Source organism: Sphingomonas astaxanthinifaciens DSM 22298, from assembly GCF_000711715.1.
Classification (GTDB): Bacteria; Pseudomonadota; Alphaproteobacteria; order Sphingomonadales; family Sphingomonadaceae; genus Sphingomicrobium; species Sphingomicrobium astaxanthinifaciens_A.
Map to the genome: position 1 here is coordinate 1,062,359 of NZ_JONN01000001.1, position 21,205 is coordinate 1,083,563.

At 69.0% G+C, this 21,205-nt stretch carries 21 protein-coding genes; 11 read left to right on the top strand and 10 right to left on the bottom strand.

Annotated features, from left to right (window positions below):
- Positions 1-61 precede the first annotated feature (61 nt).
- Positions 62-520 (top strand): tRNA (cytidine(34)-2'-O)-methyltransferase, encoded by a 459-nt coding sequence (locus tag BS69_RS0105325; protein WP_029940935.1) that lies wholly within the window; start codon positions 62-64, stop codon positions 518-520.
- Between the two features lie 7 nt (positions 521-527).
- Positions 528-1,136, top strand: coding sequence for a hypothetical protein (locus BS69_RS0105330; protein ID WP_156956908.1), 609 nt, complete (start codon positions 528-530; stop codon positions 1,134-1,136).
- A 9-nt stretch (positions 1,137-1,145) separates the two neighbouring features.
- Here the strand turns inward: BS69_RS0105330 and BS69_RS0105335 are convergent, their stop codons facing one another.
- From BS69_RS0105335 to mutM, 4 genes are all read right to left on the bottom strand, one after another.
- On the bottom strand, positions 1,146-1,532 hold the full coding sequence (locus BS69_RS0105335) for a hypothetical protein (RefSeq protein ID WP_029940937.1): 387 nt from the start codon (positions 1,530-1,532) through the stop codon (positions 1,146-1,148).
- 84 nt (positions 1,533-1,616) lie between these two features.
- Positions 1,617-2,987 carry a chromosomal replication initiator protein DnaA gene (dnaA, locus tag BS69_RS0105340; protein WP_029940938.1) on the bottom strand — a complete coding sequence of 457 codons (1,371 nt, stop codon included), beginning with the start codon at positions 2,985-2,987 and terminating at the stop codon, positions 1,617-1,619.
- Between the two features lie 445 nt (positions 2,988-3,432).
- A complete protein-coding gene (rpsT, locus tag BS69_RS0105345; RefSeq protein WP_029940939.1) occupies positions 3,433-3,696 on the bottom strand; it encodes a 30S ribosomal protein S20 in 264 nt (87 codons plus the stop codon).
- Positions 3,697-3,804: 108 nt separating this feature from the next.
- On the bottom strand, positions 3,805-4,611 hold the full coding sequence (gene mutM / locus BS69_RS0105350) for a bifunctional DNA-formamidopyrimidine glycosylase/DNA-(apurinic or apyrimidinic site) lyase (RefSeq protein ID WP_029940940.1): 807 nt from the start codon (positions 4,609-4,611) through the stop codon (positions 3,805-3,807).
- A 50-nt stretch (positions 4,612-4,661) separates the two neighbouring features.
- Between mutM and BS69_RS0105355 the strand changes: the two genes are divergently transcribed.
- Positions 4,662-5,393 (top strand): class I SAM-dependent methyltransferase, encoded by a 732-nt coding sequence (locus BS69_RS0105355; RefSeq protein ID WP_029940941.1) that lies wholly within the window; start codon positions 4,662-4,664, stop codon positions 5,391-5,393.
- A gap of 40 nt (positions 5,394-5,433) precedes the next feature.
- On the top strand, positions 5,434-6,972 hold the full coding sequence (ubiB, locus tag BS69_RS0105360) for a 2-polyprenylphenol 6-hydroxylase (RefSeq protein WP_029940942.1): 1,539 nt from the start codon (positions 5,434-5,436) through the stop codon (positions 6,970-6,972).
- Positions 6,973-7,060: 88 nt separating this feature from the next.
- Here the strand turns inward: ubiB and BS69_RS0105365 are convergent, their stop codons facing one another.
- The gene (locus BS69_RS0105365) at positions 7,061-9,418 is read right to left on the bottom strand and encodes a DUF305 domain-containing protein (RefSeq protein ID WP_084184304.1); all 2,358 of its coding nucleotides are present in this window, start codon (positions 9,416-9,418) and stop codon (positions 7,061-7,063) included.
- A 145-nt stretch (positions 9,419-9,563) separates the two neighbouring features.
- Between BS69_RS0105365 and BS69_RS0105370 the strand changes: the two genes are divergently transcribed.
- Positions 9,564-10,109, top strand: coding sequence for a hypothetical protein (locus BS69_RS0105370; RefSeq protein ID WP_029940944.1), 546 nt, complete (start codon positions 9,564-9,566; stop codon positions 10,107-10,109).
- 154 nt (positions 10,110-10,263) lie between these two features.
- Positions 10,264-10,698, top strand: a complete 435-nt coding sequence (locus tag BS69_RS0105375; RefSeq protein WP_029940945.1) for a hypothetical protein — start codon at positions 10,264-10,266, stop codon at positions 10,696-10,698.
- Here the strand turns inward: BS69_RS0105375 and yghU are convergent.
- Positions 10,695-11,525 (bottom strand): glutathione-dependent disulfide-bond oxidoreductase, encoded by an 831-nt coding sequence (yghU, locus tag BS69_RS0105380; RefSeq protein WP_029940946.1) that lies wholly within the window; start codon positions 11,523-11,525, stop codon positions 10,695-10,697. The two genes, BS69_RS0105375 and yghU, sit on opposite strands and share 4 nt — an antisense overlap.
- A gap of 283 nt (positions 11,526-11,808) precedes the next feature.
- On the opposite strand from yghU, the gene BS69_RS0105385 reads away from it, so the two are divergent.
- From BS69_RS0105385 to BS69_RS0105395, 3 genes are all read left to right on the top strand, one after another.
- Complete coding sequence (locus BS69_RS0105385) at positions 11,809-13,062, top strand: bifunctional phosphopantothenoylcysteine decarboxylase/phosphopantothenate synthase (protein ID WP_029940947.1); 1,254 nt, start codon at positions 11,809-11,811, stop codon at positions 13,060-13,062.
- Positions 13,059-13,496: a dUTP diphosphatase gene (gene dut, locus BS69_RS0105390; RefSeq protein WP_029940948.1), complete on the top strand. Its 438-nt coding sequence runs from the start codon at positions 13,059-13,061 to the stop codon at positions 13,494-13,496. The genes BS69_RS0105385 and dut overlap by 4 nt, the downstream gene beginning before the upstream one ends.
- An 82-nt stretch (positions 13,497-13,578) precedes the next feature.
- Positions 13,579-14,328, top strand: a complete 750-nt coding sequence (locus BS69_RS0105395; protein WP_029940949.1) for a HesA/MoeB/ThiF family protein — start codon at positions 13,579-13,581, stop codon at positions 14,326-14,328.
- Here the strand turns inward: BS69_RS0105395 and topA are convergent.
- The 4 genes from topA to plsY all read right to left on the bottom strand — a co-directional run bounded on the left by topA (position 14,315) and on the right by plsY (position 19,093).
- Positions 14,315-16,786, bottom strand: a complete 2,472-nt coding sequence (gene topA / locus BS69_RS0105400) for a type I DNA topoisomerase (RefSeq protein ID WP_029940950.1) — start codon at positions 16,784-16,786, stop codon at positions 14,315-14,317. The genes BS69_RS0105395 and topA overlap by 14 nt on opposite strands.
- Before the next feature lie 62 nt (positions 16,787-16,848).
- Positions 16,849-17,385: a hypothetical protein gene (locus BS69_RS0105405; RefSeq protein ID WP_029940951.1), complete on the bottom strand. Its 537-nt coding sequence runs from the start codon at positions 17,383-17,385 to the stop codon at positions 16,849-16,851.
- The gene (gene dprA, locus BS69_RS0105410; RefSeq protein ID WP_029940952.1) at positions 17,382-18,476 is read right to left on the bottom strand and encodes a DNA-processing protein DprA; all 1,095 of its coding nucleotides are present in this window, start codon (positions 18,474-18,476) and stop codon (positions 17,382-17,384) included. Before dprA ends, BS69_RS0105405 begins: the two co-directional genes overlap by 4 nt.
- Entirely contained in the window at positions 18,473-19,093 is a 621-nt protein-coding gene (plsY, locus tag BS69_RS0105415; RefSeq protein ID WP_169738059.1) for a glycerol-3-phosphate 1-O-acyltransferase PlsY, read from the bottom strand. The genes dprA and plsY overlap by 4 nt, the downstream gene beginning before the upstream one ends.
- Before the next feature lie 36 nt (positions 19,094-19,129).
- On the opposite strand from plsY, the gene murI reads away from it, so the two are divergent.
- Together murI and hemA are read left to right on the top strand one after the other, a co-directional pair.
- Positions 19,130-19,915, top strand: coding sequence for a glutamate racemase (gene murI / locus BS69_RS0105420; RefSeq protein ID WP_029940954.1), 786 nt, complete (start codon positions 19,130-19,132; stop codon positions 19,913-19,915).
- A 72-nt stretch (positions 19,916-19,987) separates the two neighbouring features.
- The gene (gene hemA, locus BS69_RS0105425; RefSeq protein ID WP_029940955.1) at positions 19,988-21,202 is read left to right on the top strand and encodes a 5-aminolevulinate synthase; all 1,215 of its coding nucleotides are present in this window, start codon (positions 19,988-19,990) and stop codon (positions 21,200-21,202) included.
- Positions 21,203-21,205 lie beyond the last annotated feature (3 nt).

Sequence of the window (21,205 nt, forward strand, 5' to 3'; positions counted from 1 at the left end):
CCCGTCCAGAGTGATCCGGGCGGGCTTTCCTTTGCCCGCCGAACCCGCCAACGACGCGCCCATGCGCATCGCCCTGTTCGAGCCCGAGATCCCCGGCAATGTCGGCGCCGTCCTTCGCCTCGGCGCCTGCCTGGGGGTCGCGGTCGACCTCATCGAGCCGATGGGCTTCGAGTGGGACGATGCCCGCGTCCGCCGCACCGCCATGGACTATATCGACCATGTCGCGGTTACCCGCCACGCCGGCTTCGACGCCTTCCTTGAGACGGTCGGCCACGCGCGCCTGATCCTCTTCACCACCCGCGCGACGGTCTCGGCCTACGATTTCGCCTACCGAAGCGACGACATCCTGCTGTTCGGCAAGGAAAGCGCCGGCGTGCCCGACCCCGTCCGCGCCCTCGTCCAGGAACAGGTCCGAATCCCGCTCCGTCCGCAAGTCCGCTCGCTCAACCTCGCCACCTCCGCCGCCCTCGCGCTGGGCGAGGCGCTGCGCCAGACGAACGCCCTCCCGCCGCTCGCCTGAAGGGTCGTTGCGCCGGCGTCACGGCAATGCGATGCTCGCGCCGATGATCCTGCTCGCCGCCCTCCTGCTGCAGGCTGCGCCGCCGCCGACAACGCTACAGCGCGCCACGGCCTGCGGGCTCGGGACGCCCACCATGCGGTTCGAGCGGGTCCTCGACATGGACATCCTCTCCCTGCCCGCCGCGACCAGCGCTACCGACGCCCAGCTCTCCTGCCTCGACGAGGCGGCGACCCTCGACACCCGGGTCGAGCTGTCGCCCGCGCTCCAGCCCCGCTTCGACCGAATCCGCAACACCCGCGCCGCCGCCTTCATGAAGAGCGAGGCGACCAGCTGGCTCACCCAGCACGGCCTCCTCGAGCGCGCGCCGCGCTTCACGCCCGGCACGAGCGACCCCAAGGCCTACGTCCGCGCGGTCGAGGCCCATTGCGGTCCGGCGGCTGCCGGCGCGCTGAGCGGTCCTTATGGCCCGGGCGCGATCGATCCGGCCTGGCTGGCCAGGGACGGCGTCCGCGTGCGCCAGCCGGGCGACGTCGATCCCCTCGCCTGCATGCTCAACGTGACGGCGCTGTCGGGCTACCCGCTCGGCTTCATCGGCAACGAGACCTACGCCCGCTAGCAAACCTTCCTACCTGACCGCCGCGCGCGGAGCGTCGGCGGGATAGGGATATTGCACCGACAGGAAGGATCCGCCCTTGGGGTCCGGCCAGAAGCTGACGAAGAAGCGCTGCTTCTTCCCGCAGAAGGTCGCGTCCCATTCCTCGAAGGAGGCCTCGGGCGAGTCGGGCCGGAGCCTGGCCGGGACCGACGCGGCATTGAGGAGGTCGGCGGCAATCACGCTCGGCGCGGGGCAATGGAACGCGCTTCCGTAGAGGGTGATCGTCCTGACGATGTCGGTCTGGAGTTCGTCGTCGGCGGCACTTCGTCCGGTCAGCCGGACCTGCTCCGACGCCTGTGCCGACTGCCCTGCCAGCGCGAGCGCGATACCCGCCGCAACAATGCCGTGGTGACGCATGATGATGGCCCTCCGTCGCCGGCCATCATGACAGCTTTACGCCGCGCGCTCCACTCCCCGGCCCGAGCGGCCAGGCTGGCGGGCTCAGCCCTCGAGCTGGCGGGTCAGCAGGCGGATCGCGGCGTCCATGTCGGGATCGCTCGCGCGCAGCTTCTCGATCTGGCGGACGGCGTGGATCACCGTCGTATGGTCGCGCCCGCCGAAGCGGCGGCCGATGTCGGGCAGCGACTTGGGCGTCAGCTGCTTGGACAAATACATGGCGACCTGGCGCGGACGGGCGACCTCGCGGGCGCGGCGCGCGCTGACCATCTCGGCCTTGCGGATGCAATAATGCTCGGCGACCCGGGTCTGGATCTCGTCGATGCTGATCCGCCGCTGGTTGGCGCGCAGCACGTTCGCCAGCACTTCCTCGACGAAGGCGAGGTCGATCGCCTTGCCCGTCATCAGCGCATAAGCGGCGATGCGGTTCAGCGCGCCCTCGAGCTCGCGGATCGAATTGGTCAGCCGGCGGGCGAGGAAGTCGACCACATTGTCGGGCATCGACACGCCCGGCAGCTGCGCCAGCTTGGCGAGGAGGATGTTGTAGCGAAGCTCGAGGTCGGCGGCGTTGATATCCGCGACCAGCCCCCAGCTCAGGCGCGAGAGGATCCGCGGGGCGATCCCGTCGAGGTCCTGCGGCGCGCGGTCCGAGGTGATCACCAGCCGCTTACCGGCGTTGATGATCTCGTTCATCGTGTGGAAGAATTCTTCCTGCGTCGATTCCTTGCCGGCGATGAATTGGACGTCGTCGACCAGCAGCAGGTCGGCGCTGCGCAGCCGATGCTTGAAGCCGATGGTGTCGTTCTCGCGGATCGCGCGGACGAACTCGACCATGAACTTCTCGGCGCTCATCATCACGACGAGGGCCTGCGGGTTGAGTTCGAGGAAGCGCTGGCCGAGCGCGTGCAGCAGGTGGGTCTTGCCCCGCCCGGTGCCGCCATGGAGGAACAAGGGATTGAAGGTCACGCTCGGCGCTTCGGCGAGGGTCTTGGCGGCGGTCGCCGCGACCTCGTTCGCCTTGCCGACGACGAAGCTCTCGAAGCTGTAGCGCGGATCGAAGGCCGGGCGGGGATGCGGCGAGGCGATCGCCACCGGCGCGGCCGGAACCGGCTCCTCCTCGAGGATCAGCAGCGGCGCGGGGCGCGGGCCCCCGTCGCAGGCGACGACCCGAACTTCGCGCACCACCGGAAGCGTGGTCCGCCAGGCGAGCTGGAGCCGCTCGCCGAAATGGCTGCGCACCCAGTCGGCCATGAACTGGCTCGGCATGACCAGCTCGAGGCTGCCGCTGTCGGGATCGAAGGCGCCGAGCTCGGCCGGCTTCAGCCAGCCGTCGAAGGTGCGGGCGCCGCAGTCGCGGCGAAGGCCGGTCCGGATCGCGGACCAGGCCGCAGCGAGCGGCGAGGTATCGAGGGACATCACCGCCCCATCGTCCTGGCCGACTGCCCCCTGCCCCATTCCCGATCCATAACCCGTCACTTGGCCCCGAGCCTCCCTCTTGTCGTCCGCGCCGGCAGTCGGCGATTTCCCCGGGCAAAGCAGGAGCGTCCGCGGCGACCCCGAGTCGCCACGCTCCACTTCACCCTCGCTTGGATCCCCCCAGTGGAATCACTGCCGGAGGGGTTTTCTGGAACATCGGACGGGCGTCTGACAACTGCCCTTTTTTCACGAGAGTGAAATAAATGCGCTTGACACGCCCCTCCCGAGAGGAGCGGCCATTACCCGCTGTTTTCCGCCGTTTTTCTGTGTCTCGTTAACCGCAGCTGGTCGCGAATCGCGGGAAGCAAACGGTTTTTTGCCCGTAACGAAAAAGGCCGCCGGATTCGCATCCGACGGCCTTCCCGAAATTGGACAGTTTGCGGTGTCAGCCGAGCGAGGCGACCCGCTTGGTCAGGCGCGAGAACTTGCGCGAGGCGGTGTTCTTGTGGAGCACGCCGCGGGCCACGCCGCGCTGCAGCTCGGGCTGGGCCGCCTTGAGGGCCTCGCTCGCCGCGCCCTTGTCGCCGGCCAGCAACGCCGATTCGACCGCCTTGATGAAGGTGCGGATGCGGCTGACGCGCGCGCCGTTGATCTCGGCGCGGCGGGTGTTGCGGCGGATGCGCTTCTTGGCTTGCGGCGTGTTCGCCATGGCTGACTTACGTTCCTTAAAGCTGACAAATGAAAAGCGGCGCAAAGCCCATGTGGCTCGCACCGGTTGACGGGTCCCCTATACGAGGAGGCCCATGCGGTCAACTCACTAGCGCTGGCAGGCGGGGCAATACCAGGTCGAGCGCCCGCCCTGCGCGAACCGGCGTACCTTGCCCCCGCACGGGCAGTCCGCGCCCTCGCGATCATAGACCGAGAAGCTCTTGCTGAAATAGCCGAGTTCGCCGTCGGGCTGGGCATAGTCGCGAAGCGTCGAGCCGCCCGCCGCGATCGCCTCGGCAAGCACCGCGTGGATCGCGGGCACCAGCCGCTCGAGTCGGGCGCGGCTGACCTTGCCCCCGGCGCGCTTGGGATTGATCCCCGCCCGGAACAGCGCCTCGCAGACGTAGATATTGCCCAGCCCGGCGACGATTCGCTGGTCGAGCAGCAAGAGCTTGATCGCCGCGCTCCGCCCCTCCAGCCGCCGCTCGAGGTCGCCCGCGGTGAGGTCGAAGGGCTCGGGTCCCAGCTCGGCGAAGGCCGGCCACGAATCGAGCTTTGCGGTCGGCACCAGGTCGACGCTCCCGAACCGGCGCGGGTCGTTCAGCGCCAGCCGGTGCCCGTCGTCGGTGTCGAGCAGCAGATGGTCGTGAAGTTCGATCTCGGTGGGATCGATCCGCCACCGCCCGCTCATGCCGAGATGGAAGATCATCGTATCGGCCCGGTCGGTATGGACGAGCCCATATTTCGCCCGCCGCCCGAGGCCCGTCACCCGCGCCCCCGTCAGCCGCTGGCCAAGATCGTCCGGGAAGGCGCGCCGGAGATCCGCGCGCCGCGCCTCGACCCGGGTCAGGCGGCGGCCGAGAAGCACCTTCTCCAGCCCGCGCACGGTGGTTTCGACTTCGGGAAGCTCGGGCATGCTGCAGGCCATATGGCGCGCGCCGCCCGGCCCCGCTAGAGCCCTCACCCATGTCCGAACCCGTGAACTTCGGCGACCAGCTGGTCAGCCCCGAGGAAAAGACCCGCAAGGTGGGCGAGGTCTTCTCCTCCGTCGCCCGTCGCTACGACATCATGAACGACCTGATGAGCGCGGGCATGCACCGGCTCTGGAAGGACCGCTTCGTCAGCCGCGTGAAGCCCCAGCCGGGCGAGCAGATCCTCGACATGGCGGGAGGCACCGGCGACATCGCCTTCCGCATGGCCAGGCGCGGCGCGCGGGTCACGGTCAGCGACATCAACGCCGACATGCTCGGCGTCGGCGAGGAGCGCGCGGCCAAGAAGGGGATCGAGGGCCTGACCTGGTCGGTCCAGAATGCCGAGGTGCTCGGCTTCTCCGACCGCGCCTTCGACGCCTACACCATCGCCTTCGGCATCCGGAACGTCACCGACATTCCCAAGGCGCTGCGCGAAGCCCACCGGGTCCTCAAGTTCGGCGGCCGCTTCTTCGTGCTCGAATTCTCGACCAGCGACTGGCCGGGCTTCGGCGAGGCCTATGAACTGTGGGCCGACAAGGCGATCCCCAAGATCGGCAAGGCGGTCACCAACGACGAGGCGAGCTACCGCTATCTCGTCGAAAGCATCCGCCGCTTCCCCAAGCCGCATGATTTCGAGCGGATGATCGGCGAAGCCGGCTTCGTCCGCACCCGCACCGAAACGCTGATGGGCGGCCTCGTCTGCATTTGGTCGGGGTGGAAGGCATGACCCAGCCTTTCTCCCCTTCCGCCTGCGAGCGGGAGTGGCAGTGACCTCCTCAACCACCCACGTTCTCCGCCTGCTGCGATGGGGGCGGACGCTCGCGCGCTACGGCGCCCTGCAGGGGGTCGAAAAAGACCCGCTGACCCCGCCCTTCGCGCGCCGCCTCGTCCGGCTCGCACGCTTCGGCCTCCCGCAACCAGCCGAGCCCGATTACGCCGCCGCGCTCCAGCAACTGGGCCCGGCCGCGATCAAGCTCGGCCAGGCGCTCGCCACCCGCCCCGACCTCGTCGGCGAGAAAGCCGCGCACAATCTGTTCGCGCTCCAGGATTCGCTTCCCCCCGCCCCCTTCCCGCTGATCCGGAAAGCGGTCGAGCAGGCGCTCGAGGCCCCGCTCGAAACGCTCTTCAGCAGCTTCGACGAGGTGCCGGTCGGCGCCGCCTCGATCGCGCAGGTCCACCGCGCGGTCACCACCGAGGGCCGCGAGGTCGCGGTCAAGGTGCTGCGCCCGGGCATCGAGGACATGTTCGCCGAGGCGCTCGAGACCTATGAATGGGCCGCCGCCCACCTCGAAGCCCATGCCGGGGACGAGGCGAAGCGCCTCCGACCCAAGACCGTCATCGCCCATTTCCGCCAGTGGACCCGGCGCGAACTCGACCTCCAGCGCGAAGCCGCCTCGGCCAGCGAGCTCAAGGAGAATATGGTCGCCGAGGACGGTTTCTACGTCCCCGAGATCGACTGGCGCCGGACCGCGCGGCGCGTCCTGACGCTCGAGTGGCTCGACGGGATCAAGCTTTCCAAGCGCGACGACCTCATCGCCGCCGGCCACAATCCGCGCGACCTCGCCGGGATCCTCGTCCGCGCCTTCCTCCGCCAGGCGGTGATCGACGGCTTCTTCCACGCCGACCTCCACCAGGGCAATCTGTTCGCGCTTCCCGACGGCCGCCTCGCCGCGATCGATTTCGGGATCATGGGCCGGATCGACCGCCGCGCGCGGCTGTGGCTGGCCGAGATCCTCTACGGGCTCATTACCGGCAATTACGCCCGCGTCGCCGAGATCCACTTCGAGGCGCAGTACGTCCCCGCCCACCACAACAGCGAGGAGTTCGCGACCGCGCTGCGCGCCGTTGGCGAGCCGATCCGCGGCCTCCCGGTCAAGGACATCAGCGTCGGCCGGATGCTCGAAGGCCTGTTCTCGATCACCCGCGACTTCGACATGCCGGTCCAGCCGCACCTGCTGCTCCTCCAGAAGACGATGGTGATGGAGGAAGGGGTCGCGACCTTCCTCGATCCCGACATCAACATGTGGGAGCAGGCCGAGCCCTTCCTCAAGGAATGGATCCGCTCCGAGCTCGGCCCCGAGGCCTATGCCGCCGACCGCATCGTCCATGTCACCCGGGCGCTCAGGAAGATCCCCGACCTCATCGACCGGCTCGACCATTATTTCCCGGCACCCGGCGGCGCGCCCCCCGGCATCCCCGAGGTCAAGGTCGAGGTGAACAAGCTGCCGCGGGTCCGGATCCGCGACCTCGTCGTCGCGATCCTCGCCGCGGCCGCGAGCGCGGCGGCGGTGCTGCTGCTGCGCTAAAAGACCGTCGTCCCCGCGCAGGCGGGGACCCCAGGAAACGCTTTCCATCGTCGCCCGAGGTCCCCGCCTGCGCGGGGACGACGTTTTCCTACTTCATCGCCAGCAGCACGGTCTTCAGCGCCGCCACCCGCTTCGCCGCGATCGCGTCGGCCGGGGCGACCAGAGACCCCGCGAGGCTGCGGAGCTGCCCCGCCTTCGGCGCCGCCAAGGCCGAGCGCAGCTGGGCAATTTGCGCGGCGGGCAGGCTCTGGCTCCGCTCGAGCTGGTCGACATAGGCGAGCGCCACCACCGGCACCGCGGGCCAGCTGACCGGATACTGGTCCTGCGGATTGAAGCGCCCGTTGGCATATTGGGCGAGCGCCGCCGCCGCGATCTCGTTCGCCGACAGCTGCGGGCCGGGCTTGAGCGCCAGCACGTCGAGCCCGCGCGCGATCTCGGTCCCGTAGATCTGCCCCTTGTAGTAATAGGCCGACCAGAAGCCGGCGAGGGTCAGCTCGTCCTTGTAGAGCGGGCCGCGGTCGAAATAGCCGATCTCGGTCGGGCGGCTCGAATCGGTGAAGTCGCTGATCGATATGCCGCCCTGGTACCAGGCCTGGACGAACAGGTCGCGGCCCGGGACCGGGATGATCGAGCCGTTGTGCGCGACGCAATTCTCGGTCTCGGTCTGCGGCGCGGGCAGCTTGTAATGGTTGCGGAACCGGAGCTTGCCGTCGACGATGTCGTAGATGGCGTTGGCGCCCCAGTCCTTGGGATCGCTGACCAGGCAGCGCGGCCGCCCGCCGCCGCCCCACTCGTCGGTGAAGATGACCTTGGTGCCGTCGTTGTTGAAGGTCGCCGAATGCCAGTAGGCGAAGGTCGGATCGAGCACCTGGTCGACACGCTTCGGCTTCGAGGGATTGCTGATGTCGAGCAGGATGCCGTTGCCCGAGCAGGCGCCCGCCGCCAGCTTCAGCGAGGGGAAGGCGGTGATGTCGTGGCACTGGTCGGTGCGGTTGGTCTCCTGCGTCCCGTCGCCATGGTCGCCGCCCGCCCACAGCCCCGAGATGCTGCCGGTGGCGGGGTCGCCGAAGACGCGCGGCTTGTCGACGATCCGCGCCGCCGCCGGATTGGCGAGCGGGATCTCGATCACGTCGATGCTGAACAAGGCCGACTTTTGCGAGCCGGGGTCGTTGACGCAACCCGCCAGTTCCTTCTCGCTGCGGACCTGCGAGGTGCCCGAGACATAGACGATGATCTTCTCGGCGTCGGAGCTGATCACCGAATGGGTGTGGCTCCCGCGGCAGGTCTGCACCGCGCCGACCTGGCGCGGATTGGCGAGGTCGGAGATGTCGAAGATGCGGATCCCGCGGAAGCGCTCGGGACTGACGAAGTCCTGCACGCCCTGCCGGCCGCAGTCGAGCCGGCCGCGGCCCTGCTCGACGCTCATGATCAGGATGTTGCCGACCAGGCTGAGGTCGCCCTGCCCGCCCGGGCAGATGGTCGAGCTGACCAGCGCCGGCGCGCCGCCCGCGGGGTTCACCCGGTAGAGGTTGAAGCCATGGTAGTTGCCGGTCGCCAGCACATCGCCCTGGAAGGCCATGTCGGTCTGCGCGAAGCTCAGCAGCGGCGCGCGGCCGGCGCCCTCGGGCAGCTTCTCGCCTTGCTTGACCAGCGCCTTGGGCGGCAGGTCATAGGGGTTCTTGGGATCGAAGAAGCCGGTCGGCCGCGGCAGCGAGGCGACGAGCGTCATCCCGCTGATCGCCTGGCCCGCGTCCCTGGTCCCCGCCTTGAGCCCGGTGCGCGGATCCTCGGCGATGGTGCCGAGCAGCGCGGTCATCCGCTTGATCTCTTCCTGCTGCTCCTTGACGAGGTCGGTGACGAAGGCGTTGAGGCCGGGGTCCGCCGCGGTCCCCCCGCGCCCCAGCAGCTCCTGCGCCATCCGCACCGCGCCCTGGTGGTGGCTGATCATCCGGGTCAGGAACAGGCGCTCGAACTCGACGCCCTTGGCCGCGGAGAGCGCCGCCATCTGCTCGGGGGTCGCCATCCCCATCATCGTCATCATCGCCGCGTCATGCATCATGTGCATGGCATGCTCGTTGGTGGTCGCCTGCCCGCGATCGGTCAGCCACTTCTTCATGAAGGCGATTTCGTCGGCCTGGGTGGCGTCGATCCGCTTCGCGACCGTCAGGATCTCGGGCCGGTTGGTGCGGCTCGGGACCAGCGCGGTCATCTGGGTCGCCTGCGCGTGGTGCGGGATCATGTCCTGCAGGAAGCGCACGTCATAGGCCGAGTAGCTGGTGTCGGCGATCCTGACTGCGGTCGCCGCATCGACCGCCCGCGACGCCTGCCCCGGCGCGCCCGGCTGCACGATCGGCGCGCTCTGCGCAAAGGCGACGGCGGCGGTGCAGCTCGCCGAAAGCAGCAGCATCCTGGCGCCGCGAAAGGCGACGTTCGTGAGGTTGTTCATGAAGTTTCCCTGTCCTCCACCCGGTAAGTGTGAAGGCAGGCTAGCAGCCCCGCCGCGCGGTTCAACCGAGCTTGTTTGCGACTCACCCAAGCCATGCTAGGCGCGAGGCATACGCCCAACCTAACGAACCAGGGGACTTTCACCAATGAGCGACAGCGTCACCATCACCTTGCGCGAGCTGCACTGCGAAGCGCAGTCGGAAGAGGGCGGCTGCGAGCCCTATCTCTTCACCAGCTTCTACGCGGTGGGTGCCGACGGTTCGGTCAAGGTCACCAGCCCCCATCACGCCGACGTGCGCGAAGCCTTCGCCAATGGCGTCGAGGCTGGCGCCACCCTCCCCATCCCGCAGGAAATCGGGACCTGCGAGCTTCCGGGCGGCGGCTCGGTCGGGATCGTCGCGCTCGTCCTCGACGAGGACGCCGGCCAGGTGATCGCGGTCGACAAGGCGCATGAAGCCTTCCACCGCGGGATCGAGCGCCAGCTCAACGACGGCGGCAAGGTCGATTGCGAAACCCTGCTGGTCGAGGTCAAAGAAGCCATCGCCGGCACCTACGAATATTCGGACCTGTTCAAGGACCAGGACGATCTCCTCGGCATCGCCGTCCACCCGATCAGCGGCAACGGACCGTTCGAAGTCCGCCTCGGCACCAGCGACGACGACCGCTTCATCCTCCGCGGCGACGCGAACTAAGTCCCACCAGACGACCGTCGTCCCGGCGCAGGCCGGGACCTCAGGAGACCCGCGAAGGTCCTGAGGTCCCGGCCGACGCCGGGACGACGCGTTTTAGGGACTCCTTGAGCCCTCCCCACCGCGCCCCCACCTTCACCGCTCGAGGGGGACCGCCATGCTGTATCTGTTCGTCGCCGTGATCGCGCTGCTGCGCTGGATCCCCGACATCCCGCTGTCCCGCAGCCTTCACCGCTGGCTGGTCGAGGAGCCCGTCCGTCAGCTCAGCCAGTTCAACCGGGCCAAGCTCTTCTTCCTCGTCATCATGCTGACGCTGATGGTCGCGGGGGCGGAGACGATCGTGATGCTCGGTTCGGCCGAGCTCGCCATGGCCTTTGCCTGGCAACTCGCCCTTTATGCCGATGCCTTGACCGTCACGCTGACGGCGGCACTTCTCGTCAGGGCGCGGCCGGTCACCGCATTGATCGCGGTCGGCGCCCGCGCGCTCCTTCCTCGCCGCGCCGGCAGGGCCCGCCGCCGCCAGCGGGTCGCCGCCGAGCGGACTTCCGCCAACGACGACGACCCTGCTCTCGCTCTCGCGCTGGCCGCCTAGAGCCCCAGCGCCTCGAAGTCGGCGGCCGAGTGCCGCTCGCGCAGCTGCAGGTCGCCGCGCATCACGTTGACGATCCGCCCGCGCTTCACCGCCGGCCGCGCGTCGATCTGCTCGGCCCAGCGGATAAGGTTCCTGTAGCTCTGCGCGTCGAGGAACTCGCCCGCACCCTCGTAGGTGCGGTTCAGCGCGACCCCACCATACCAGGGCCACAGCGCGATATCGGCGATGCTGTAGTCCTCGCCCGCGATGAACTCGCTCGTGGCCAGCCGCTTGTCGAGCACGTCCAGCTGGCGCTTCACTTCCATCGTGTAGCGGTCGATCGGATATTCATACTTGGCCGGCGCATAGGCGAAGAAATGGCCGAAGCCGCCGCCCAGGATCGGGGCCGAGCCCATCTGCCAGAAGAGCCAGCTCAAGGTCTCGGTCCGGCTGGTGCCGAGGAACGCCCCGAACTTCTCGGCGAGGTAGAGGAGGATCGCGCCGCTCTCGAACACGCGGACGGGCTCGGGCCCGCTGCGGTCGACCAGCGCGGGAATCTTGCTGTTGGGATTGATGCCGACGAAGCCTGAGCCGAACTGGTCGCCCTTCATGATCTCGATGATCCAGGCGTCATACTCCGCCTCGCTGAACCCCGCCGCCAGCAGTTCCTCGAGGAGGATGGTCACCTTCTGCCCATTGGGGGTGCCGAGGCTGTAGAGCTGGAGCGGATGCTTGCCGACGGGCAGCTCGGTCTCGTGGGTCGCGCCCGACACCGGCCGGTTGATCGAGGCAAACTGGCCTTCCGCGGGCTTGGGGGTCCAGACCTTGGGCGGAACGTATTCGGACATGCATGGCTCTCCCTGTCGTTTCGGGCGCGAGATGGGAGCGTCGCCGCTGCCCTCAAGGGGGCACCTTCATGTTCCTGCCTAGCAAAGTAGGATTTCGTCTGGCATCGGACGATGGTGACGATGGCGCCGACTTTTCTGCCTCCCGGACTTACCGCGACTGACGCTTCGGGCCGCCGTCGCCGAACCCGACTCGGCCACCCTGTGACCTTTGTGACCTTCGGGTCGAACGCGACTCGCGGACCCCGTGACCTTTGTGACCTTCGCCGGGCGGAGCGCGGCTGACATGGCCCGGATCCTGCTCATCGTCGGCGGCGGAATCGCGGCGTTCAAGGCCGCCGAACTGATTCGCCTCGCCCGCCGCCAGGGCCATTCGGTCACCCCCGTCCTCACCAGTGGCGGAAGTCATTTCGTCACCCCCATGACCCTCGCCGCGCTGGCCGAGAGCCCGGTCTACACCTCGCTCTGGGACCTCAAGGACGAGACCGAGATGGGGCACATCCAGCTCTCTCGCGCGGCCGACCTCGTGCTCGTCTGCCCGGCCACCGCCGATCTCCTCGCCAAGATGGCCGCCGGGATCGCCGACGACCTCGCCACCACCCTCCTCCTCGCCACCGACAAGCCGGTCTACGCCGCCCCGGCGATGAACGTCCGCATGTGGCAACATGCCGCGACGGTCGCCAACGTCGCGACCCTGCGAAAGCGCGGCGTCACGGTGATCGAGCCGACCGAGGGCGAAATGGCCTGCGGCGAATATGGCCCGGGAAGGCTGCCCGAACCGGCGGACATTCTCTCCGAACTTTCCCGTCACCCCGGACTTGATCCGGGGTCCCGCTTCTTTCCTTCGGCGGGTCAAGAAGAAGAAGCGGGATCCCGGGTCGAGCCCGGGATGACGAACAAGGCAATCGATCTCACCGGCCGCCACATCCTCGTCACTGCCGGCCCCACCCACGAGCCGATCGATCCCGTCCGGGTGATCGCCAACCGCTCCTCGGGCCGCCAGGGCTTCGCCATCGCCGCCGCCGCCGCCGCCGCCGGTGCCCGCGTCACCCTCATTGCCGGTCCGGTCGCCCTCCCCACCCCGCCGGGCGTCGCACGGATCGACGTCGAGACCGCCGAGGAGATGCTCGCCGCGACCCTCGGCGCGCTCCCCGCCGACGCCGCCATCCTCGTCGCCGCGGTCGCCGACTGGAAGGTCGCGGCCAGCCCGACCAAGTTGAAGAAGAGCGCCGGCCCGCCCGAGCTTCGCTTCAGCCCCAATCCCGACATCCTCGCGACGCTCGGGAGCCACCCCGACCGCCCGCGCCTGCTGGTCGGCTTCGCGGCGGAGACGGACGACCTCCTTGCCAATGCGACCGCCAAGCGCAGCGCCAAGAAGGCCGACTGGATCGTCGCGAACGACGTTTCCGGCGACGTCATGGGCGGCGCATCGAACCATTTGCACCTCGTCACCGCCGCGGGCGTCGAGGACCTCGGGGCCGGCCCCAAGGAGCAACTCGCCCGCGCGCTCGTCACCCGCATTGCCCAGGACCTTGCATGATCCGTATCCAGATTGCCCGCCTGCCCCACGGCGAGGGGCTTCCCCTGCCCGCCTATGCGACCGAACATGCCGCGGGCATGGACGTGGTGTCCGCCGAGGATCTCGACCTCCAGCCCGGCCAGCGCCACGCGGTCGCGACGGGCCTCCGGATCGCCATTCCCGCCGGCTATGAGGTGCAGGTCCGCCCGCGCTCGGGCCTTGCGCTCAAGCATGGCATCACCGTTCCCAATACGCCGGGCACGATCGACGCCGACTATCGCGGCGAACTCAAGGTCATCATGATCAACCACGGGACGGAGGCCTTTCCGATCCGCCGCGGCGAGCGCATCGCCCAGCTCGTCCCCGCCGCGGTCACGCAGGCTAGCTGGGACGAGGTCGACGAGCTCGACGAGACCGCGCGGGGCGACGGCGGGTTCGGTTCGACTGGCCGCTAAGTCCCGTTTGTCCCGAGCGACGTCGAGGGACATCAGTGCAATGGTGCCTCGACGTCGCTCGGCACGAACGGATTTTTGAAGCATGCTGACCGACGAGGAACTCACCCGCTACGCCCGGCAGATCGTGCTGCCGGACCTCGGCGGGACCGGACAGCAAAGGCTCAAGGCCAGCCGGGTCGTCGTGGTCGGCGCGGGCGGGATTGGCTGTGCGGTGATCCCCGCGCTGGCGGGTGCCGGGGTCGGTCGCCTGACCATCATCGACCCCGACCTGTGCGACCTGTCGAACCTCCATCGCCAGCCGATCTTCCGCTCGCGCGACGCGGGCGAACCCAAGGCGGCGCTCGCGGGCCAGTTCGTGCGGCGCCTCAATCCCTTCGTCGAGGTCGATCCGGTCGAGCGGCGGATCGAGGCGCACAATGCCGCAGCCCTGCTCTCCGGGCATGACCTCGTCATCGACGGCACCGACAATTTCGCGACCCGGCTCGCGGTCAGCGACGCCTGCGTGGCGCTCGGCCTGCCGCTGCTGAGCGCCGCCGCAGCCCAGTGGCAGGGGCAGGTCGGGTTGTTCCGGGGCAAGCCCTGCTATCGCTGCTTCGTCGGCGACGCCTTCGACGCCGACGATTGCGACAATTGCGCCGAGCTCGGGGTGACGGGCGCGCTGACCGGCCTCGCCGGCAACCTCGCCGCGCTGATCGCGCTTCGGGTGCTGGCGGGTGCGGGCGACGACCCGGCCGGCCAGCTTCATCTCATCGACGGGCTGACCGGCACCCAGCGCCGGATCCGGATCCCCGCCGACCCGACCTGCCGGGCCTGCGGGATCACTTCTTCTTAGCCGGAGCCTTCTTCTTGGCCGGGGCCTTCTTCCTGCCCTTGGCCGGTCCCTTCGCCGCCTTGGCGTCGATCAGGGCAATCGCCTCCTCGAGCGTGACCGCCTTGGGGTCGGCCGCCTTGGGCAGCGTCGCATGGGTGGTGCCGTCGGTGACATAGGGACCGAAGCGGCCCTCCATCACCTTCAATTCCTTGGCGCTCTCGGGGTGGGTTCCGAGCACCGCCAGCGGCTCGCGGCTCGCGCCCCGGCCCTTGCCCCCGCCCGCCGCGGCATCGGCCAGCTTGGCGACCGCGGCGTTCATGCCGGTCTCGAACACCTCCGCGGTGCTCTGGAGCCTCGCATATTTGCCCTGGTGCACCAGATAGGGCCCGTAGCGCCCGATCGAGGCCGAGATCATCTCGCCCGTCTCCGGATGCGGCCCGATCTCGCGCGGCAGGCTGAGCAGCTTCTTCGCCCAGTCGAGGTTGATCGACACGTCCTTGGGGATCGAGGCGCGCTTCTCGCCCTGCTCGACATAGGGCCCGAAGCGACCGCTCTTGAGGAGGATGCCCTCGCCAAGGTCGGCCGGTTCGCCGCTCGACGCCGCGGCGTCGCCGCCCTGGCCGAACTTCCGGGTGAACTTGCAGTCGGGATAGTTGGAGCAGGCGACGAACGCGCCGAACTTGCCCCCGCGCAGCGCCAGCCGGCCGGTGCCGCAGAGCGGGCAGGTCCGGGGGTCCGAGCCGTCGCCCTTGTTGGGGAACAGCCAGGGCGACAGGAATTCGTCGAGCGCCGCCGTCACTTCGGACGGCTTCTGGTCCATCACCTCGCCCGCTTTGGGCTTGAAGTCGCGCCAGAAGGCGTCGAGCAGCTTGATCCAGTCGAGCCGCCCGCCCGAGACGTCGTCCAGCTCCTCCTCGAGCTCGGCGGTATAGTCGTAGCTGACATATTTCTCGAAGAAGCGCTCGAGGAAGGCCGTCACCAGCCGCCCGCTCTCCTCGGGAATGAAGCGCTGCTTCTCGAGCCGCACATATTCGCGGTCCTTGAGCGTCTGCAGCGTCGCCGCATATGTCGAGGGCCGGCCGATGCCGAGCTCTTCCAGCCGCTTGACCAGGCTCGCCTCGGAGTAGCGCGGCGGCGGCTGGGTGAAGCTCTGCACCGCCTCGACGCCGAGCTTGTCGGGCCGGTCGCCCTTGGCAAGATGCGGCATCTTCGCGCCGTCCTCGTCGTCACCCTTCTCGTCGCGGCCTTCCTCGTAGAGCGCGAGGAAGCCGGGGAAGAGCGTGACCTGTCCCGTCGCGCGCAGCCGGGCGCGGTCGGCCGCCAGCTCCACCGTCGTGCGCTCGAGCCGGGCCGAGGCCATCTGGCTGGCGAGCGCGCGGTTCAAGACCAGCTCGTAGAGCCGGGCATGGTCGCCGCTGCCGGCCTTCTCGCGGGCAAAGTCGGTCGGACGGATCGCCTCGTGGGCCTCCTGCGCGTTCTTGGCCTTGCTCGAATACTGGCGCGGCTTGTCGGGGAGGTGCGCGGCGCCGAAGCGGTCGGCGACGGCCTTGCGTGCCGCGCTGATCGCCTCGCCGGCCATCTGCACGCCGTCGGTCCGCATGTACGTGATCAGCCCGTCCTCGTAGAGCTGCTGCGCGATCCGCATCGTGTGGCTGGCGGCGAAGCCCAGCTTGCGCGCGGCCTCCTGCTGCAGGGTCGAGGTGGTGAAGGGCGGCGGGGGGTTGCGGCTGAAGGGCTTGGTCTCGACCGAATCGACCGCGAAGTGGCCGGCCTCGACCGCCTTCCTCGCGTCGGTCGCCGAGCCCTTGTCGCCGAGGGTGAGCTTGTCGAGCTTCTTCCCGTCGAGCTCGATCAGGCGCGCCGAAAATTCCTGGCCATTGGCCGCGAAGCGCGCGGTGACGGTCCAATATTCCTGCGCGGTGAAGCGCTCGATCTCGGCCTCGCGGTCGACGATCAGGCGCAGCGCGACCGACTGGACGCGGCCCGCGCTCTTGGCGCCCGGGAGCTTGCGCCAGAGGATCGGTGAGAGGGTGAAACCGACGAGATAGTCGAGCGCGCGGCGGGCCCGGTAGGCGTCGATCAGATCCTCGTCGAGCGCGCGCGGGGCGGCCATCGCCTCGAGCACGGCGGACTTGGTGATGGCGTTGAAAGTGACCCGCTGGACGTCCTTGGGCAGCGCCTTCTTCTTCTTGAGCAGTTCCTGGACGTGCCAGCTGATTGCCTCGCCCTCGCGGTCGGGGTCGGTCGCGAGGATCAGCGTGTCCGAGGCCTTGGCGGCGTCGGCGATCGCCTTCACCTGGCGCGCCTTGTCGCCATAGACCTCCCAGTCCATCGCGAACTCATGGTCGGGATCGACCGATCCGTCCTTGGCCGGCAGGTCGCGGACATGGCCATAGCTCGCCAGCACCTTGTGGCCCGGCCCCAGATACTTCTCGATGGTCTTGGCCTTGGCCGGCGATTCGACGACGACCAGCTTCACGAATTCATTCCTTCACGCATACGCACGAGGGTGGATGGTCGGCGGCGAGCCCGTCAAGCGGGTCAGTCGTAACCGCAGATATATTCGTTCGGTCCAATGGTTCGGCAGTGCCGGATCCGTTCGCCTGTTAGTCTGAGTTGCTCGTTCATCGCCAGGTCGACAGGATTGCCCGATGCGTAGCGGACGATCGCAACACCGCCGTCCGGAATTCCTTCAACCCAGGGCATGGCTGCCGCTCGACCCGGCCCTGCCGCCTTCTCGGCGAAGTGCATCTCCGAAGACCTTGCGGCGAGCGAAAGTGCTGCACTGAGGCGCGCGGGAGCCGCTGTTGCTCCATTGAGCAGGACCAGCCCGGTCATGACGATTGGAAGGGAGACGGCTGTCCTCCACCGAGAGGCGAGGCCAGGCTCAGCAGATCTGATGGCTTCGATGAAGTGAGACAGCCCGAATGCCAAGACCAGTATCCAGAAGAGGCCTTCGATCAAACCGGCGCCAATCCATAGCCGGTCGTAAAGCGCAGCCCAGCCGATTTTGAGGGCCAGATACATCAGGCCCAGACCGATCGCGACCTTGTCGGCCGGCAGCAGGCGACGGCTCAACGGAGGCTGACCTTGCCGCCCGCGTGCCGGTCGAGCTTTCCGGCGAGGTCGAGTTCGAGGAGGACGAGCTGGACCGCGCCGGGCTCGAGGCCGGAGAGGCGGACGATCTCGTCGACCGGCGCGGGCGACGGGCCGAGCAATTCCTGAACGCGGTCGCGGTCGCTCTGGTCCGGCTCGGCCGAAGTGTCGGCAGGGGGCGCTTCGAAGCTGAAGAGGTCGCGACCCGACCGGACCTCGCCGAGCGCCGGGCGAAGCGCCTCGACGACATCGGCCGCATTCTGGACCAGGGTCGCGCCGTCGCGGATGAGGCCGTTGCACCCCTGCGCGCGGGGGTCGAGCGGGCTGCCGGGGACCGCCATCACCTCGCGCCCCATTTCGGCGGCGAGGCGGGCGGTGATGAGCGACCCCGACCTGGGCGCGGCCTCGATCACGACAATCCCTTCGGAGAGGCCGGCGATGATCCGGTTGCGGCGGGGGAAGTCGCGGGCGCGCGGCTCGTAGCCGGGCGGGCACTCGCTGACGACGAGCCCGGTCTCGGCCATGCGGCGCTGGCGGGCTTCGTTCTCGGGGGGATAGAAGATGTCGATCCCGCCCGCCGCGCAGCCGATGGTGCCGCTCTCCATCGCCCCGTCATGGGCGGCGGCGTCGATCCCGCGGGCGAGGCCCGAAACCACCACCAGACCCTCGCGGCCAAGGTCGTGGGCGAGGCTCCGGGCGAAGCGGCAGGCGGCGGCGCTGGCATTGCGGGCACCGACCATCCCGACCATCCGTCGGTCGAGGAGGCGGAGGTCGCCCCTGACGATCAGCAGCGGGGGCGCGCCGTCGGTCTCGGCCAGCGCCTTGGGGTAGAGCCCCTGGCCGATGGCGAGATAGCGGCCACCGGCCTGCTCCACCGCCGCCATCTCGCGCCGGGCGCTGGCCTCGGGCGGGACCGCCGGCATCCGGCCACCGCCGCGGGCGACGAGGTCGGGCAAGGCGGCAAGCGCGGCCTCGGCGCTGCCGAAGCGAGCGAGGAGCTGGCGGAAGGAAATGGGGCCGATGCTCGGCGTCCGGATCAGCCGGATCCGGGCGACGAGATCGGCCTCGGTCAAGCGCGCGACCGCCCGACCCGGGGCTCGGTCCCCGCCGCCAGCCGGGCGATGTTCTCGCGGTGCTTGTAGACGACCAGCAGCGCGAAGCCGGCGAGCATCAGGGTGAGGTCGGGGCGGCCGAGCAGGCTGGCGGCGATCGGCGCGCTGACCGCGGCGACCATGCCCGCGACCGAACTGATGCGCAGGATCAGGAGCAGACCGATCCACACCGCCGCGTAGATGGCGGCGACCGGCCAGGCGAGGCCAAGCAGGATGCCGAGCAGGGTCGCGACGCCCTTGCCGCCCTTGAAGCGCAGCCACACGGGATAGAGGTGCCCGACGAGCGCGCCCGCCGCGGCATAGCGGCCGCTGCCCGGCCACAGCAGTTCGGCCAGCAGCACCGCCGCGGTGCCCTTGAGCGCGTCGAGGATCAGCGTCGCGGCGGCGAGGCCCTTGGACCCGGTGCGAAGGACGTTGGTCGCGCCGATATTCCCCGAACCGATGTCGCGGATGTCGCCGCGCCCGCTCAACCGGGTGAGGACGAGGCCGAAGGGGATCGAGCCGAGGAGATAGCCGAGGGCAATGGCGAGCAGCATGGGCGTGGAGATGTTCATCTGGCGGCGAAGGCTAGTCAGCATTGCGCGGCCGCGCAACGACCGCCACATGGCCATGAGATGACCATCGCCGCCGACGCTCCCCTGCTCTTCTTCGATTCCGGTGTCGGCGGGCTGTCGGTGCTTGGGCCCACGCGGGCGCTGCTCCCGACCGCCCCGATCGTCTACGTCGCCGACAGCGCGGCCTTTCCCTATGGCACGCGCTCGGAGGCCGAGATTGCGGCGCGGGTGCCGGCGCTGCTGGGGCGGCTGACCGAGCGTTTCCGGCCGCGGCTGGCAGTGATCGCCTGCAACACCGCCTCGACCATCGCGCTGCCGTTCGTCCGCGCGGCGCTCGACATTCCGGTGGTCGGCACCGTGCCCGCGATCAAGCCCGCCGCCGAGCAGTCGAACAGCCGGGTTATCGGGGTGCTGGGCACCGAGGCGACCGTCCGCCAGCCCTATGTCGACGACCTCGCCCGGCGCTTCGCCAGCGATTGCACGGTGCTTCGCCACGGCTCGGCCGAACTCGTCGCGCTTGCCGAGGCCAAGCTTGCGGGCGAGACGATCGACCCGGCCGCGGTCGCCGCCGCGGTCGCGCCCCTGACGGGCCGGGACATGGACGTCGTCGTGCTGGCCTGCACGCACTTCCCCCTGCTCGCCGAGGAACTGGCCGCCGCGCTGCCCGGGGTCGCGCAGGTCGACGGCGGGCCCGGCATCGCGCGGCGGATCGCGCATCTCACCGAGGGCCAGTCCTGGCCGGACGAGGCGCCGCCGGGAATCGCCGTCTTCACCGGACTAGGACCAAATGTCCCATTGGCCGAGGCGCTTGGCCGCTACAATCTGGGAGAGATCAGGCACGTCTGACTTGCGAGTCGTTTGCATTGGCCTTGCAGGATCGAATTGGTTAAAGGCGCGCCCGAGCAAGAGGCACCAGCGTTGGACTACAACTCCGTCTTCAAGGCCGCGATCGACCGGCTCCATGACGAGGGCCGCTACCGGGTCTTCATCGACATCCTGCGCAACAAGGGTGCGTTTCCGAACGCGCGCTGTTTCGCCGGGCACAATGGCCCCAAGCCGATCACCGTCTGGTGTTCGAACGACTATCTCGGCATGGGCCAGCACCCCGACGTGATCGCAGCGATGGAGGAAGCGCTGCACGACGTCGGCGCGGGCTCGGGCGGGACCCGCAACATCGGCGGCAACACTCATTATCACGTCGACCTCGAGGCCGAGCTCGCCGACCTTCACGGCAAGGAAGCCGCGCTGCTGTTCACGTCCGGCTATGTCTCGAACGAGGCGGCGCTGTCGACGCTCGGCAAGCTGCTGCCGGGCTGCATCATCTTCTCGGACGAACTCAACCACGCGAGCATGATCGCGGGGATCAAGAATTCGGGCTGCGAGAAGCAGATCTTCCGCCACAACGACCTCGCCCACCTCGAGGAATTGCTGGCGGCGGTCGATCCGGCGACGCCTAAGCTGATCGCCTTCGAGAGCGTCTATTCGATGGACGGCGACGTCGCCCCAATCGCCGAGATCTGCGACCTCGCCGACCGCTACGGCGCGCTGACCTATCTCGACGAAGTCCATGCGGTCGGCATGTACGGTGAGCGTGGCGGCGGCATTTCGGAGCGCGACGACGTCGCCCACCGGCTGACGATCATCGAGGGCACGCTGGGCAAGGCGTTCGGCGTGATGGGCGGCTATATCGCGGCCGACCAGAATATCGTCGACTGCATCCGCTCTTACGCGCCGGGCTTCATCTTCACGACCTCGCTGTCGCCGGTGCTGGTCGCCGGGGCGCTGGCGAGCGTCCGGCATCTGAAAGCCTCGGCCGCCGAGCGCGAGGGCCAGCAGGCCGCCGCCGCGATGCTCAAGCGCAAGTTCGCCGATGCGGGCCTGCCGGTGATGGACAGCGTCACCCACATCGTGCCGCTGCTGGTCGGCTGCCCGGTCAAGGCCAAGCGGATCAGCGACATCCTGCTCGCCGAATATGGCTTCTACGTGCAGCCGATCAATTTCCCGACCGTGCCCCGCGGGACCGAGCGCCTGCGCTTCACCCCCGGCCCCTGCCACGACGAAGCGATGCAAGACGAGCTGACCGGCGCGCTGGCCGAAATCTGGAGCCGGCTGGAGCTGCGCGAAGCCGCCTAGCGC